A 13975-nucleotide genomic window follows, 5' to 3' on the forward strand; every position below is an offset into this window, starting at 1 on the left:
CTGTGCCAGAAACGGGGGCCCTAAACCCATTTTTTCTACGCTTTGTTTTAAATGGTCCGACATCTGGCGTGTCGGCCCCCGGAACGTAACGTTCGATATCGCCGACGCAGTCCGGGCTCAGGCCTTCGGGTACGCCGACGCCTTCAGGGCGCGCGCGAGGTGGGCGGCGTTCGCCGCGGCCGTCGTGATCGTCTGCGCGACCTTCTCGGGCGTCTCGGGAAGGTCCTTGTAGTCGGTCGAACCCATGGCCTCGCCGTTCCAGTAGATCGAGCCCTGTGCGGGGATCGTGTACCCGACATCGTCGAGCGACTGGAAGACGATCGCAGCGATGTGGTGCGCTCCGTCTTCGTTGCCGACCACGACCGCGAGAGCGACCTTGTCGAACAGGATCGGCCGGCCCTGGTCATCCGTCTCGCTCAGCTCGGCATCCAGCCGCTCGAGCACCCGCTGCGCGACGCTTGAGTGCTGACCCATCCAGGTCGGCGTGGCGAACACGAGGATGTCGGCCGCGAGCACCCGCTCGCGCAGCGACGGCCACTCGTCGCCGTCGCCCATGTCGGTCTGCACACCGGGGCGGATGTCGTGATCGACGGCGCGGATGCTGTCGCCCGAGACTCCGTGTTCGGCCAGGGCGTCGAGCACCTGTGCGCCGAGCACGTCGGTGCTCGACTCGGCGGGGGAGGGCTTGAGGGTGCAGTTGATGAGAAGAGCGTTGAGCTGTTGGTCCATGAGCGGCACCAAACCACGCATCCGCAGGGGGCGGGAGGGCCTTTCATGCCGTACGGCTATGGGCTACACGTCCCGTGTTCCGGCGAGGTCCGCCTCGGCATCGGAGTCGTCATCGTCGCGCCGCGAGCCGGATCCCAGGCGCAGCGTCGCGATGAGGCCCAGGGCGAGGAAGCCCGCCGCTGCGAACGCCGACGCCCGGGTGCCGTCGCTGAACGCCTCACGAGCGGCCGCACCCACGGCGGCGTCCCGGTCAGCGAGAGCGGGGATCGCGCCGCCGGCACTGACCACCACGGCGTCGACGATCTGTGTCCGGGCTGCGGGCGGGACGGCCGGCATGTCGGCGAGGCGGGCGTCGAGCGCGGCTCCGGTCGCGGTGAACAGCACGGTTCCGAGCACCGCGATGCCGAGCGCCGAGCCGATCTGCCTGGCGGTGCTCTGTGTCCCCGACCCCTGACCACTGAGCCGGACCGGCACATCCTTCAGCACGACTCCGGTCAGCTGCGCAGTGGCAAGGCCCAGCCCGATGCCGTAGAAGAACAGGAACGGCACCACCTGCAGCCACGACGCCGTGGCGCTGATCGCCCAGCCCAGCCCTGCGACGCCGATGATCTCGGCGGCGATACCGGCCCGCACCAGAGTGATCGGCGTGACACGAGAGCCCATCGCTCCCGAGAAGCCGCTCGCCGCGAACGAGCCGCCGGCGAGCGCGAGCAGCACGAAACCGGTCTGCAGGGCGTCGTAGCCCACGACGTTCTGCAGCCACAGCGGCAGCGACAGCACGATGCCGAACTCTCCGAGCGAGACGATGAGCGCCGCGATGTTGCCGTTGCGGAACGACGGGATCGAGAACAGCGACAGCGCCAGCAGCGTCGACTGCCCGCGCCGGGTGCGCCGGATGCCCCACCAGACGAACAGCGCGGTCGAGATCGCGGCGACGGCGAACGACACGGGGACGGGGGAGAGGTCGAACGGCCAGGTCCACTCTCCGATCGTCAGCCGGCGTGCGCCGTCGCTCAGCCACCAGCCGTAGGTGCGACCTTCGATGAGGCCGAACACCAGCCCGGCGCTGGCGAGCACCGACAGCACGGCGCCGAGCACGTCGATGCGGCGGCCGTCGGGAGCATCACGAGATTCCGTGACGGTGGCGAGCACGCCGATCGCGACGACCAGTCCGAGCGGGATGTTGATCCCGAACGCCCACCGCCACGAGAAGTAGGTGGTCAGCCAACCGCCCAGCAGTGGACCGAGGGCGACCATGCCGCCGATCGTCGAACCCCACACCGCGAAGGCGATGCCGCGTTCGCGCCCGCGAAAGCCGGCGTTGATGAGCGACAGCGTCGTCGGCAGCACCATCGCGCCGCCGACACCCTGGATCACCCTCGCACCGATGAGCAGGTCACCCGTGGGTGCCAGCGCGACGAGCACCGAGGCGACCACGAAGACGGCGATGCCCGCCACGAGCATGAGGCGCCGACCGTAGCGGTCGGACAGCGTGCCGAAGACCAGCAGCAGCGCGGCGAAGACGAGGGTGTAGCTCTCCTGCACCCACTGCACCTGCGTCGAGCTGATGCCGAGGTCGCCGACGATCGAGGGGATGGCCACGTTGACGATCGTGGAATCCACGATGATGAGTGACACGGCGACGCTGATGAAGACGAGGCTGAGCCACCGTCTTCTCGTCGGTGAGATGTTCACTGATCAAGAATCGCACGATATAGCTCGCCAGGCAAGTAAAGAGCCTGGCTCGCTTAAAAGCGCGGGGATATGCTGTGCGCTATGACCACGCGTAGAGAAGGCGCTGCCGCCCGCGGCCGCGCCATGATCGATCCGCGCGTGATCGACCCCGGCCAGCAGCTGGTCAGCCTCGACGGCATGGCCGATGCCGAGATCGACCAGGTCGTGCGCGTGCTGGGCGCCCTGCGCGCTTGGCGTGAGACCGAGCAGCGCATCAGCTGGCAGTCACGCATCGAGATGAAGCTCAACGAGACCGACATGGAGGCGCTGCGCTTCCTCGTCGCGTCGCTGGGCAACGGCGTCGTCGTCACCGCCGGCATGCTCGCCGATCACCTCGGCATCTCGACGAGCTCGACGACGAAGATGCTCGACCGCCTCGCCAAGGCCGGGCACATCTCCCGCACCCCGCACCCGACGGATCGCCGCGCGGTGATGGTGAGCATCACGCCCCGCACGCACGAGCAGGTGCGTGACAGCGTCGGCCGGGTGCACGCCGATCGCTTCGCTGCGATCGCCGCGCTGACGCCGCAGGAGCGCGAGGTCGTGGCCCGCTTCCTCGAGCGACTCGCTCGGGGACCCGCCGAGGGCGGCTGAGGCTCAGTACGTCCGGGTGGCCTCGTAGTACGCGAGCAGCGCCTTCGTCGACGGATCCTGCGCGGCGAGGGCATCCGCATCGCCCTCGAGCGCGGGAGCGATCTGCAGGGCGAGCTGCTTGCCCAGCTCGACGCCCCACTGGTCGAAGGAGTTGATGCCCCAGATCACGCCCTGCGTGAAGGTGATGTGCTCGTACAGCGCGATGAGCTGACCGAGCACGGCGGGCGTCAGTGACGGCGCGAAGATCGACGTCGTCGGCCGGTTGCCGGGGAACGTGCGCGCGGCGACGAGGGCGCCGGTCGTGCCCTCGTCCTCGACCTCTTCGGCGGTCTTGCCGAATGCGAGCGCCTTGGTCTGCGCGAGGAAGTTCGCGAGGAACAGCCCGTGCACGTCGCGACCGTCGTCGGTGAGCGGATACGCGGGGTTGACGAAGGCGATGAGGTCGGCGGGGATCAGACGGGTGCCCTGGTGGATCAGCTGGTAGAAGGCGTGCTGGCCGTTGGTGCCCGGCTCGCCCCAGAAGACCTCGCCGGTATCGGTCGTGACGGGCGTGCCGTCCCAGCGCACCGACTTCCCGTTCGACTCCATGGTCAGCTGCTGCAGGTACGCGGGGAAGCGGCTCAGCTGCTGCGCGTACGGCAGCACGGCGTGCGTCTGCGCGTCGAGGAAGTTGGTGTACCAGACGTTGAGCAGTCCCATCAGCACCGGCACGTTCTGTGCGAGCGGGGTGGTGCGCACGTGCTCGTCGACTGCGTGGAAGCCGTCGAGCAGCTCGCGGAACACCGCCGGGCCGAAGACGACCGCGAGCGACAGCCCGATCGCCGAGTCGACCGAGTAGCGACCGCCCACCCAGTCCCAGAAACCGAACGCGTTCTTCGGATCGATGCCGAACGCCTCGACCTTGTCGAGTGCGGTCGAGACCGCGACGAAGTGGTGCGCCACAGCGCCCTTGCGGCTCGCGTCGTCGTCTTCCATCGCGCCGGATGCCGAGAGCCCGGCCCACAGCCAGTCGCGCGCGAGGCGCGCGTTCGTGAGCGTCTCCAGGGTCGTGAACGTCTTCGACGCGACGATGAACAGCGTCGTCTCGGGGTCGAGGTCGGCGGTCTTCTGCGCGATGTCGGTCGGGTCGATGTTCGATACGAAGCGCGCCTCGATTCCCGCATCCGCGTAGGGCTTGAGCGCCTCGTAGACCATCACCGGCCCGAGATCCGACCCGCCGATGCCGATGTTGACCACGTGCGTGACCTTCTTGCCGGTGACGCCGAGCCAGTCGCCCGAGCGCACCCGGTCGGCGAAGGCCGACAGCGATGCCAGCACGCCCTGCACATCGGCATCCACGTCCTGCCCGTCGACGACCAGCTGGGGGGACGCGCCCTCGGGCCGGCGCAGGGCCGTGTGCAGCACGGCGCGGTCCTCGGTGGTGTTGATGTGCTGACCCTCGAGCATCGCGGCGTAGCGCTCGGTGACCCCGGTCTGCTCGGCCAGGCGCACCAGCGCGGCGACGATCTCGTCGGTCACGAGGTTCTTCGACAGGTCGACGTGCAGGTCTGCGAGCGGCAGCGACAGGCGCTCGACCCGCGTCGCGTCGCCGGCGAACCAGCCGCGCAGGTCGGGCGAGAACGAGTCCCGGATGGTCGACAGCTCGGCCCAGGCGGACGTGGAGGTGGGGTCGATCGGTGCGCTCATGCAAGCAACGTTAGCGCCGCGACCGCATCTCGGCGCGGCCGATGACGCCGCTGCCGCAGGCCGGTAGCGTGGTCAGCGACCTCAGGAGGAACGATGAAGACGATTCCGTTCGGAACCCGCACCGCACCCGCCGTGATCGCGGGAATGATGCGCATCACCGACAAGACGGATGCCGAGGTGCGCGAGCTGTACGACACCGCCCGCGGGGCGGGGATCGACTTCTTCGACCACGCCGATATCTACGGCGGCGCGATGCACGTCTGCGAAGACCGCTTCGCGGCCGCTCTGCAGCTCTCGTCGGCCGAGCGCGAGGAGATCGTGCTGCAGACCAAGTGCGGCATCGTGCCGTCGCAGCAGATGTTCGATTTCTCGTACGAGCACATCATCACCCAGGTCGAGGGGTCGCTGAAGGCGCTGCGAACCTCGTACATCGACGTGCTGCTGCTGCACCGCCCGGATGCGCTGGTCGAGCCCGACGAGGTGGCCCGAGCGTTCGACGAGCTGGAAGCAGCCGGGAAGGTGCGCGCGTTCGGCGTCTCGAACCACACGCCCCGCCAGATCGATCTGCTGCGCACCGCGGTGACCCAGCCGCTCGTCGCGAACCAGCTGCAGCTGTCGATCACGCACTCGCCGATCATCGCGCAGGGGATCGCGGCGAACATGACGGGGGAGCAGCAGAGTGTCGTCCTCGACGGCGGCGGCATCGTCGACTACTGCCGGATCAACGGCATCACCGTGCAGGCCTGGTCGCCCTACCAAGCCGGGTTCTTCGACGGCGTCTTCCTCGGCGATCCGCGATACGCCGAGCTAAACGCGGTCATCGACCGGCTCGCAGCGACCTACGACGTCACCCCGACCGCGATCGCCACGGCGTGGATCACCCGCCACCCGGCGCACATGCAGGTCGTGCTCGGCACGACCACCCCGCAGCGGGTCGCGGATGCCGCCGCCGGCACCGATATCGAACTGACCCGCGCCGAGTGGTACGAGCTGTTCCGCGTCGGCGGGCACATCGTCCCCTGACAGGAGGAGCACGCCATGCATCCGCTCATCTCCGCCACCGAGCTGCGCGACCAGCTCGCCGGGACGCACGTGCTCGACGTGCGCTGGTCGCTCAGCCGCTCCGACGGGCACGAGCAGTACCTCGCCGGCCACATCCCCGGTGCGGTGTTCGTCGACGTCGAACGCGACCTGACCCGACACGGCGAACCGCACGAGGGCAGGCACCCGCTGCCCGACGACGCGGCGCTGGCCGCGGCCGCACGCCGGTGGGGACTCCGCCGAGGCGTGCCGGTGGTGGTCTACGACGACGACCGGATGCTGCCGGCGTCACGCGCCTGGTGGGCGCTGCGACGAGCCGGGCTCGACGTGCGCGTGCTCGACGGCGGCTGGCAGGCGTGGCTCGCTGCGGGCGGCGAAGTGCACCCGGGTGAGGTGATCCCGCCGGAGGGCGACGTCGTACTGGATTCGCCCGGCGATGCCGGCACCATCGACACGAGCTCCGCGGCGAGCTGGCCGGATGCCGGGGTGCTGCTCGATGCACGCGCCGCCGAGCGCTACCGGGGCGAGACCGAGCCGATCGATCCGGTCGCGGGTCACATTCCGGGCGCGAAGAGCCTGCCGATCGCGAGCGTGCTCACGGACGACGGCAGGTTCCGATCGGAATCCGAGATCGCCGCCACCTTCGACGCCGTGGGTGCCGAGCCGGGCACGCCGATCGCCGCCTACTGCGGGTCGGGTATCACCGCCGCGCAGCTCGCGCTCGCGGGCGCCATCGCAGGCCGCGAGGTGAGCGTGTATCCCGGCTCGTGGAGCGCGTGGTCGAACACGCCGGGACGGCCGGTAGCCACCGGCGCCGAGTGAGCGCGCCGCGGTCTGACGGGTCGTCTACTCTGAGATCATGCCGTTCCTGTTCACCCTGATCACCATCGCGCTGATGGTGTTCGCGCTCGTCGACATCATCCGTCGCGACGACAGCCAGGTGCGGTTCATGCCGAAGTTCGTCTGGCTGCTGCTCGTCGTGCTGATCCCCTTCCTGGGCAGCGTGCTCTGGTTCGCCCTCGGCCGGGAATACTCCGAAGGCGGCATCCAGCTCGGGCGTCCTGCGCGTCGCGAGACGACGTCCGGATCACCCGTCGCGACCGCACCGCCGCCGGACACGCGCTCGACCGAGCAGCAGATCGCCGATCTCGACCGCGAGATCGAGGAGTGGCGGCTGCGTCAGGAGATCGAGAAGCGCAAGAAGGACCGCGGCGACAGCGTCAGCGAGGACTGACGGGCCGCTTCCCGCGATCCGGATGCCGGTTCGTCTCCTTGTGCACGTGATGCAAAGAAAGTATGCAAAGAACTTGTGCATAAGCGTGGTCGGTGCCAGGCTGGTCGCATGAGCGACGATGACGTGCGCAGTGTCCGCCTCGACGAGCGGCAGATCCGCGTGCTCGCGCATCCGCTGCGCGCACGCATCCCGGGTCTGCTGCGGATGCACGGCCCGGCGACGGCGACCGACCTCGCCCGGATGCTCGACACGAACTCCGGGGCGACGAGCTACCACCTGCGACAGCTCGCGGCCGTCGGACTCGTGACCGACACGGGACAGGGGGCCGGGCGCCGTCGCGAGTGGCGCGCGACGAGCGACTTCCACTCGTGGGCTCCGTCCGACTTCGATGACCGACCGGATGCAGCAGCGGCTGCGGACTGGCTGCAGCGCGCGTACCTGCGCGACTTCGTCGAGCGTGCCGAGCGGTGGGAGGATGCCGCCCCGGCGTGGTCGCCGCAGTGGCGCGATCGGCTCGGGCTCAGTGACACGGTCATCGAGGTGACGCCTGAGCAGGCGAGTGCGATGCATGCCGAACTGGCCGAGGTGTTCGAACGCTATCGCTCGATCGGCGCCGGTGACCCCGAAGCCCGCCGTCTGCATGTCGCCGTGCACGCCGCGCCCCTCGAGCTCTCGAGGCGCCGAGATCGGAGTGCGGAGCGGAGGCGGGGATGAGCGCCCTGACGCGCCGGCAGGCCGAGCGGCGGTTCGTGCTCCTCACCGCTCTGCGCTGGCTGCCCGCCGGCGTCACCTTCGGGATGATCGTGCTGCTGCCGCTCGAGAGGGGACTCAGCCTCGCCGAGATCGGCGTGCTGATGTCGTTGCAGGGCTTCGTCGTGCTCGGTCTCGAGCTGCCCACCGGCGGCCTCGCCGACGCCATCGGTCGGCGCCCGCTGCTGCTCGCCGGAGCGACCCTCGCGGTCGCGTCGACCGGGGTGTTCCTGCTGGCCGAGTCGTTCGCCGTGTTCGCCGTCGCGCTCGTGCTGCAGGGTGTGTTCCGCGCGCTGGACTCCGGCCCCCTCGAGGCGTGGTTCGTCGACGCGGCGCTCGCCGACGATCCGCACGCTGAACTCGACGCGCCGCTCGGCCGTGCGGCCGCAGTGCTGGGCACGACCATCGCTGTGGGCGCGGCCCTCGGCGGTGCGCTCGTCGCCTGGCATCCGGTGCCGGGGCAGTCGGCACTCGTGCTGCCGTACATCGTCTCGACGGTCGTCTACGCACTCTTCGGGGTGCTCGTCGCGGTTCTCGTGCGCGAACCGCACCGCGAGCGGGCGTCGCTCGCGTTCGCGCTGCGCGAGACGCCGCTCGCCATGCGCGGCGGCCTGCGGCTGCTGCGCCGCTCGGGGGTGCTGCGTGGTCTCGTGCTCGTCGAGGTGTTCTGGAGCATGGCGATGATCGGGTTCGAGTCACTCGCGCCCGTGCGGCTGACCGAGCAGCTGGGCTCCGAGAGCGCGGCCGCTGCGGTCTTCGGACCCGCGTCGGCGGTCGCCTGGGGACTGTTCGCGATCGGCTCGTCATCGGTCGTGGTCGTGCGCCGCCGGCTGGGACCAGCGGGCGCCGCCATGGTGATGCGCATCGTCAACGGTGCTGTCGTGATGCTGATGGGTGTCGCCGCGGGACCTGTGGGCCTGCTCATCGGCTACGGGTTCGCCTACCTCACGCACGGTGCGGCGGGACCCCTGCACAGCGCCCTGCTGCACAGGCAGAGCGGGTCCGACACGCGCGCCATGGTGCTCTCGATCAACTCGATGATCGCCGGGGGAGCGTACAGCCTGGGCCTGCTCGTGCTCATGCCGCTCGCCCAGGCGACGAGCACTGTCGTCGCCGTCGTCGCCGCGGGCGCGTTCAGCATGCTCGGCGCGCTCGGCTACCTGCCCGCGCTGCGGCAGCAGCGCCGCTCCGCGGGCTGAGCCCGCAGGACCGTCAGGCGGCGAGCGACGCGCGCAGCGCCTCGTCGAGATCGGGATGCCGGAACCGGTACCCCGCGGCGACCAGCTTCTCGGGCAGCACCCACCGGCTCTTCAGGATCAGCTCGGTCTCAGTCCGGATGCCCAGGGCGCCCAGCTCGAGCATCCATCGCGGGATCGGCGGACCGATGCGCGCACCGACGGCCCGGCGCACCGCGGCCATGAACGTGCGGTTGTCGACCGGATTCGGAGTGCAGGCGTTGACCGCCCCGTCGAGCTCCGGATGCCTCTCGACGAAGTCGATGATCCCGAGCACGTCGTCGATGTGGATCCAGCTGAACCGCTGCCTGCCGCCGCGTGCGCCCGGCAGGTGGGCGGTGCCCGCCGCCCGGCGCGCAGCGCTCACCGGCCACCACCCGTCGAGCTGCGTGCCACCGAGCCCGATGCGCGCCAGCGTCTGCAGCGGCCCGAGCACTCCGCCGTCCCCGAGCACGATGGCGGTGCGCAGCGCCACGCGGCGCGTGGCGGGCAGGGCATCCGCCATCAGCTCGCGCTCCCACGCCGCCGCGACCTCGACCGAGAATCCGGTGCCGAGCTCGCCGGTCGTCTCGGTCATCGCACGGTCCTCGGCGTGCCGGTAGATCGTCGCGGTCGACGAGTTCACCCACAGCGCCGGCGGTGCGCTCGCTCTCCTGATCGCCGTGCTCAGCGCTGCCGTGGTCTCGAGCCGCGAGCGGACGATCTCGGCTCGGTTGGCGGGGGTGTACCGACAGCTCACGCTCTTGCCCGCCAGCCCCACGACCAGCGCGGCACCGTCGACCGCGGCGTCGATGCCCGACTGGTCACCCCAGCTCAGATCGGCGCCCGAGCGGGAGATCGTGACGACCTCGCGACCCTCGGCGCGGTACCTGCGCCGCAGGTGCCTTCCGATGAAACCCGTCGAGCCGCCGATCACGACCCGCGTCATGCCTGCTCCTGCTCGACGCGGAAGGTGAACGTGCCGGCGTACTCGTAGAGCCGCCCGATCAGGGGAGCGTCGACGGTGAGCTCGATGCGCTGCACGCCCGCCTGCTTCTCGGCGCTCTCGCGCAGACGCACCACCGGTGCGATGATCCGCGGGATGCGCACCCGGATGCCTGCGAGACGCACGCCGATCGCCGTGCTGCGCAGCGTGAGGGCGTGCTCGTCGACTCCGACGTCGAAGGCCACGGCGAGGGCCGTCGGCTCGCCGATCTGGTCGACCACCCGGCCCCCGGGGCGCGCCGACACGGCGTCCTTCATGACCCAGTCGCCGTGGGGAAGGTGCAGGGTGCGCACACTGACCGCGCGAGAGGCGATCGTGCGGTTGCGGATGGTGAACGGAACGTCTTCGTGCCACCCCGGCAGCACGGCGCCGCTGGCCTGGAACCTCCGCAGAATCGGCCACAGCCAGCGCCGGGGTGTGCCAACGCGCTCGAACACGCCCTCTCCGATGCCGATGCTGCCGCGCGGCACCGCCGAGAAGTACGCCTTCAGCGCCGGATGCAGCCCCGGCCGCTGCTCGCCCAGAGCCCGGAGATACGGCGACTGGGGGACGTGATCCATGCTTCGAGCGTAGTCGGTGCGCGCCTGCGCACCCGGTGCCGGTCAGCCCTCCTGCAGGCGCACCAGACGCTCGTGCCCGCTCTCCTCGAGCGCGGCGACGTCGTCTCGCGAGCGCAGGAAGTCGTTGAACGACCGGTACCCGAGCGCCTTCTCGCTGAACGACGGATCCATCCTGCGCATCTGCGTCTTCACCGCAGACGCGTGCAGCCACTCGTCGGCGTCAGCCTTGTCGTGTCCGAGTCGCAGGGCCCGCACGAGCAGCGCGGTCGCCTCGGACTGGTCGTCCTGCTTGGGGGCGGAGGTTCGCGCGCGGCGGCTTCTCGCGGTGTTCTTCGGCTCGGGCTTGTCCTTCGCGGACGCGGCGGCTGGGGCGTCTACCGTGGGGCGGACCACGCCGGGCAGCGAATCGTACGACTCGAACTCGTCGCATGCGGCGGCGAGCGATTTCGCGGTGGACCCGGCGACTCCCACCCCGATCACGTACCGGCCGAGCCGCTTGCAGCGCTGCGCGAGGGGCACGTAGTCGCTGTCGCCCGCGACGATGACGACGTGCGTGAGGTCGGGCAGCCGGAACATGTCCTCGACGGCATCGACGGCGAGCCGGATGTCGGCGCCGTTCTTCGCGTACGCCGCCGCGGGGAACAGCTGCACGAGGTCGACCGCGCGGGCGACGAGCTGCGACCGGTACTCGGCGTTCACCGGGGACGACCAGTCGGCGTACGCGCGGGTGAGCACGAGCGTGCCGAACGACGAGGCGTAGTCGATGATCGCCCCCACCTCGATCGTCGCCTGCTTGAGCCGCTCGGCGACCTCGGCGTCGTTCGGGTCGTCGGTGATCCGCTGGCGATCCTTGCCGTACGCGTTGCGCCCGTGCACCCGGTCGTACCAGGAGATGACGATGTTGTCGAAGTCGAGGTAGACGGCCACGCGGCCCGTTGTCTCTGCCATGTCAGCTCTCGCTCGGGTAGACGACGCCGATCTGGCGTCGGATCTCATCCAGGGTGCCCATGATCTCGACCGATTCCGCGATCGGGAGGGCAAGCAACTCGCCGGCGATGTCACCTGCGGCGACGGCTCCTTCCGCGGCGAACGCCTGGTACTGCATGCCACGGCCCTCGACCTCGGAATCGTACTCCTCGAGCACGGTTCCGTCGGCGGCGATCACGCGGAAGGACGTCGGGGTGTACCAGATGCGGTCGATCTCGATCCGGGCGTCGGTGCCGAGCACGACGGCGGTGTTCGGGCCCACCGTGCGCGAGGAGGAGAGCGAGGTCGAGATCGCCCCGCCCGCGTGGGTCATGATGGTGGCGACCTCGGCATCCGCCCCCGTCTCGAGCAGACGCGCGGTCGCCGAGATCTCATCGGGAGCGCCCAGCACATCCCAGATGAACGAGATCGGGTAGATCCCGAGATCGAGCAGCGCACCGCCGCCGAGCGACAGGGCGTTGATGCGGTGCTCGGGGTCGGTCGGCAGGCTCTGAATGTGATCGGCCGACACCGAGCGGATCTCGCCGAGGGTCCCCTCGGCGATGATCTCGCGCAGCCGCACCATGTGCGGCAGATACCTGGTCCACATCGCCTCCATGGCGAGCAGGCCCTTCTCGGCGGCGAGCGATCGCAGGTCCTCCGCCTCGGCTCGATTGAGCGTGAACGCTTTCTCGACGAGCACGTGCTTGCCGTTCTGCAGCGCGAGGCGCGCATCTTCGTGATGCATCGGATGCGGGGTCGCGACGTAGATGATGTCGACCTCGGGATCTTCGGCGAGGTCGATGTACGACCCGTGCGCACGTGGGATGTCGAAGCGCGCAGCGAACTCGTCGGCGGACTCCTGCGAGCGCGAACCCACCGCGACGACGTCGAGGCCCGCAGTGCGCAGGTCGGATGCGAAGGCGGTCGCGATGCCGCCGGTGGCGAGGATGCCCCATCGAAGTCCGGTCATGGCATCAGCGTATCGGGGCGACCGACATCGACCACCAGGGGACGCTCAGCTCAGCGGGCACCGACCAGGGCATCCTCGAGCAGCGGCGCGAGCGCGCGGTCGAGGTCGGCGATGAGATCGGCCGGGTCTTCGAGCCCCGCCGAGACCCGCACGGTGTTCAGTGAGATCCCGGCCGCGGCACGCTGCTCGGCGGTCAGGTGAGAGTGCGTCATCGAGGCGGGATGCGCGACCATGCTGCGGGCGTCGCCGATGTTGGCGACGAGGCGGAGCACCCGCAGCCCGTCGACGAGCGAGGCGACCCGGTCGAACGCCCCGTCGTCCTCTGCGCCGACGATGTCGAACGAGAACACCGAGGGGGCGCCTTTGGGCAGGTAGCGCGCGGCGGCGGCGCGCCACGGGTTGTCGTCGAGCGACGGGTGGTGCACGCGGGCGACGGCCGGATGCCCGGTCAGATGCTCGGCGATCAGACGTGCCGTCGCCGACTGCCGCGACACCCGCAGGTCGAGCGTCTCGATGCCCTGCAGGATCTGCCACGCGTTGAACGGAGACAGGGACGGGCCGAGGTCGTGCACGTACTTGGACTTCACCAGCGCGGCGAAGGCATGACCTGCACCGAACCGCTCCCACAGCACGAGATCGCCGAAGCGTGTGTACGGCGCGGTGAACTGCGGCCACCGTGCCGGCTCGGCACCGAAGTCGAAGCTGCCCTGATCGACGACCACACCGCCCAGCGAGCTGCCGTGACCGGAGAGGAACTTCGTGGCCGAGTGCACGACGAAGTCCGCGCCGTGCTCGCCCGGCCGCACGAGGTGCGGGGTGCCGACGGTGTTGTCGATGACGAGCGGCACTCCCGCGGCGTGGGCGACGTCGGCGACCGCGCGGATGTCGAGCACCTGCGCGATCGGGTTCGCCACCGATTCGGCGAACAGCAGCCGCGTGCGCGGGGTGACGGCATCCCGCCAGGCATCGAGATCGTCCTGATCGACGAAGGTGACCGAGATGCCGAAGTCGTCGAGCGTCTCCTGCAGCAGGTCGATGGTGCCGCCGTAGAGCTGGTCGGCGGCGACGACGTGACCGCCGCGGTGCACGAGCGCGAGGATCGTCACCGCGACGGCGGCCTGCCCGGAGGCGACGGCCACCGCGCTCACCCCGCCCTCGAGCAGCGCGACGCGCTCTTCGAGGATCTGCTGGGTGGGGTTGGCGTTGCGCCCGTAGATGATGCCCGGGCGCCGCAGCGCGAACAGGTCGGCGGCCTCGGCGAGCGACGCGAACTCGTACGCCGCGGTCTGGTGGATCGGCGGCACGGCGCTGATCACGCCGGTGGACCGGTAACCGGCCTGCACCTGGGCGGTCGCGAAGCCCGGGGGCGTCGCGGTACACGGGGAAGTCATGTGCTCATGATGCTCTGATGCACGGCGCGGACGCCCGTCGTATGTCGAACTGTTGCGGCACGCGTCGGCACGCGTCGGCACGCGTCGGCACGCGTCT

At 70.1% G+C, this 13975-nt stretch carries 14 protein-coding genes; 6 read left to right on the forward strand and 8 right to left on the reverse strand.

From position 1 onward, the window contains the following. Positions 1–117 precede the first annotated feature (117 nt). Both ACWIDW_RS11200 and ACWIDW_RS11205 read right to left on the reverse strand, forming a co-directional pair. Positions 118–729, reverse strand: coding sequence for a flavodoxin family protein (locus tag ACWIDW_RS11200; RefSeq protein WP_454125324.1), 612 nt, complete (start codon positions 727–729; stop codon positions 118–120). A gap of 63 nt (positions 730–792) precedes the next feature. Then, the gene (locus ACWIDW_RS11205; protein WP_454125326.1) at positions 793–2424 is read right to left on the reverse strand and encodes an MFS transporter; all 1632 of its coding nucleotides are present in this window, start codon (positions 2422–2424) and stop codon (positions 793–795) included. Between the two features lie 81 nt (positions 2425–2505). Here ACWIDW_RS11205 and ACWIDW_RS11210 point away from each other — a divergent pair, with 81 nt between their 5' ends. Further along, positions 2506–3057 (forward strand): MarR family winged helix-turn-helix transcriptional regulator, encoded by a 552-nt coding sequence (locus ACWIDW_RS11210; RefSeq protein WP_454125328.1) that lies wholly within the window; start codon positions 2506–2508, stop codon positions 3055–3057. Positions 3058–3060: 3 nt separating this feature from the next. Here ACWIDW_RS11210 and pgi read toward each other — a convergent pair whose 3' ends face one another. Continuing rightward, entirely contained in the window at positions 3061–4743 is a 1683-nt protein-coding gene (gene pgi / locus ACWIDW_RS11215) for a glucose-6-phosphate isomerase (protein WP_454125330.1), read from the reverse strand. A gap of 93 nt (positions 4744–4836) precedes the next feature. Between pgi and ACWIDW_RS11220 the strand changes: the two genes are divergently transcribed. The 5 genes from ACWIDW_RS11220 (at position 4837) to ACWIDW_RS11240 (ending at position 8967) form a co-directional block, all read left to right on the forward strand. Next, the gene (locus ACWIDW_RS11220) at positions 4837–5766 is read left to right on the forward strand and encodes an aldo/keto reductase (protein ID WP_454125332.1); all 930 of its coding nucleotides are present in this window, start codon (positions 4837–4839) and stop codon (positions 5764–5766) included. 15 nt (positions 5767–5781) lie between these two features. Continuing rightward, positions 5782–6606, forward strand: coding sequence for a sulfurtransferase (locus tag ACWIDW_RS11225; RefSeq protein ID WP_454125334.1), 825 nt, complete (start codon positions 5782–5784; stop codon positions 6604–6606). Between the two features lie 37 nt (positions 6607–6643). Then, positions 6644–7018 carry a PLD nuclease N-terminal domain-containing protein gene (locus ACWIDW_RS11230; protein WP_454125336.1) on the forward strand — a complete coding sequence of 125 codons (375 nt, stop codon included), beginning with the start codon at positions 6644–6646 and terminating at the stop codon, positions 7016–7018. Positions 7019–7126: 108 nt separating this feature from the next. Beyond that, a complete protein-coding gene (locus ACWIDW_RS11235) occupies positions 7127–7732 on the forward strand; it encodes a winged helix-turn-helix domain-containing protein (RefSeq protein WP_454125338.1) in 606 nt (201 codons plus the stop codon). Further along, positions 7729–8967 (forward strand): MFS transporter, encoded by a 1239-nt coding sequence (locus tag ACWIDW_RS11240; protein ID WP_454125339.1) that lies wholly within the window; start codon positions 7729–7731, stop codon positions 8965–8967. The genes ACWIDW_RS11235 and ACWIDW_RS11240 overlap by 4 nt, the downstream gene beginning before the upstream one ends. A 13-nt stretch (positions 8968–8980) precedes the next feature. Here the strand turns inward: ACWIDW_RS11240 and ACWIDW_RS11245 are convergent, their stop codons facing one another. The 5 genes from ACWIDW_RS11245 to ACWIDW_RS11265 are packed head-to-tail and all read right to left on the reverse strand — an operon-like array spanning position 8981 to position 13878. Continuing rightward, positions 8981–9931, reverse strand: a complete 951-nt coding sequence (locus ACWIDW_RS11245) for an epimerase (protein ID WP_454125340.1) — start codon at positions 9929–9931, stop codon at positions 8981–8983. Then, positions 9928–10548 (reverse strand): DUF4166 domain-containing protein, encoded by a 621-nt coding sequence (locus tag ACWIDW_RS11250; protein WP_454125342.1) that lies wholly within the window; start codon positions 10546–10548, stop codon positions 9928–9930. Before ACWIDW_RS11250 ends, ACWIDW_RS11245 begins: the two co-directional genes overlap by 4 nt. Before the next feature lie 42 nt (positions 10549–10590). Next, positions 10591–11496 (reverse strand): NYN domain-containing protein, encoded by a 906-nt coding sequence (locus ACWIDW_RS11255; protein WP_454125343.1) that lies wholly within the window; start codon positions 11494–11496, stop codon positions 10591–10593. Between the two features lies 1 nt (position 11497). After that, the gene (locus ACWIDW_RS11260; protein ID WP_454125345.1) at positions 11498–12487 is read right to left on the reverse strand and encodes a Gfo/Idh/MocA family protein; all 990 of its coding nucleotides are present in this window, start codon (positions 12485–12487) and stop codon (positions 11498–11500) included. A gap of 50 nt (positions 12488–12537) precedes the next feature. Further along, positions 12538–13878, reverse strand: coding sequence for an O-acetylhomoserine aminocarboxypropyltransferase/cysteine synthase family protein (locus ACWIDW_RS11265; RefSeq protein WP_454125347.1), 1341 nt, complete (start codon positions 13876–13878; stop codon positions 12538–12540). Between the last annotated feature and the right edge of the window lie 97 nt (positions 13879–13975).

The organism is Microbacterium sp. NPDC055312 (assembly GCF_053645675.1).

Coding starts and splice junctions, on each gene's coding strand:
- ACWIDW_RS11235 (WP_454125338.1), top strand. CDS start 7,127: ATGAGCGACGATGACGTGCGCAGTGTCCGCCTCGACGAGCGGCAGATC.
- pgi (WP_454125330.1), bottom strand. CDS start 4,743: ATGAGCGCACCGATCGACCCCACCTCCACGTCCGCCTGGGCCGAGCTG.
- ACWIDW_RS11260 (WP_454125345.1), bottom strand. CDS start 12,487: ATGACCGGACTTCGATGGGGCATCCTCGCCACCGGCGGCATCGCGACC.
- ACWIDW_RS11250 (WP_454125342.1), bottom strand. CDS start 10,548: ATGGATCACGTCCCCCAGTCGCCGTATCTCCGGGCTCTGGGCGAGCAG.
- ACWIDW_RS11220 (WP_454125332.1), top strand. CDS start 4,837: ATGAAGACGATTCCGTTCGGAACCCGCACCGCACCCGCCGTGATCGCG.
- ACWIDW_RS11210 (WP_454125328.1), top strand. CDS start 2,506: ATGACCACGCGTAGAGAAGGCGCTGCCGCCCGCGGCCGCGCCATGATC.
- ACWIDW_RS11230 (WP_454125336.1), top strand. CDS start 6,644: ATGCCGTTCCTGTTCACCCTGATCACCATCGCGCTGATGGTGTTCGCG.
- ACWIDW_RS11225 (WP_454125334.1), top strand. CDS start 5,782: ATGCATCCGCTCATCTCCGCCACCGAGCTGCGCGACCAGCTCGCCGGG.
- ACWIDW_RS11255 (WP_454125343.1), bottom strand. CDS start 11,496: ATGGCAGAGACAACGGGCCGCGTGGCCGTCTACCTCGACTTCGACAAC.
- ACWIDW_RS11265 (WP_454125347.1), bottom strand. CDS start 13,878: ATGACTTCCCCGTGTACCGCGACGCCCCCGGGCTTCGCGACCGCCCAG.
- ACWIDW_RS11200 (WP_454125324.1), bottom strand. CDS start 729: ATGGACCAACAGCTCAACGCTCTTCTCATCAACTGCACCCTCAAGCCC.
- ACWIDW_RS11240 (WP_454125339.1), top strand. CDS start 7,729: ATGAGCGCCCTGACGCGCCGGCAGGCCGAGCGGCGGTTCGTGCTCCTC.
- ACWIDW_RS11245 (WP_454125340.1), bottom strand. CDS start 9,931: ATGACGCGGGTCGTGATCGGCGGCTCGACGGGTTTCATCGGAAGGCAC.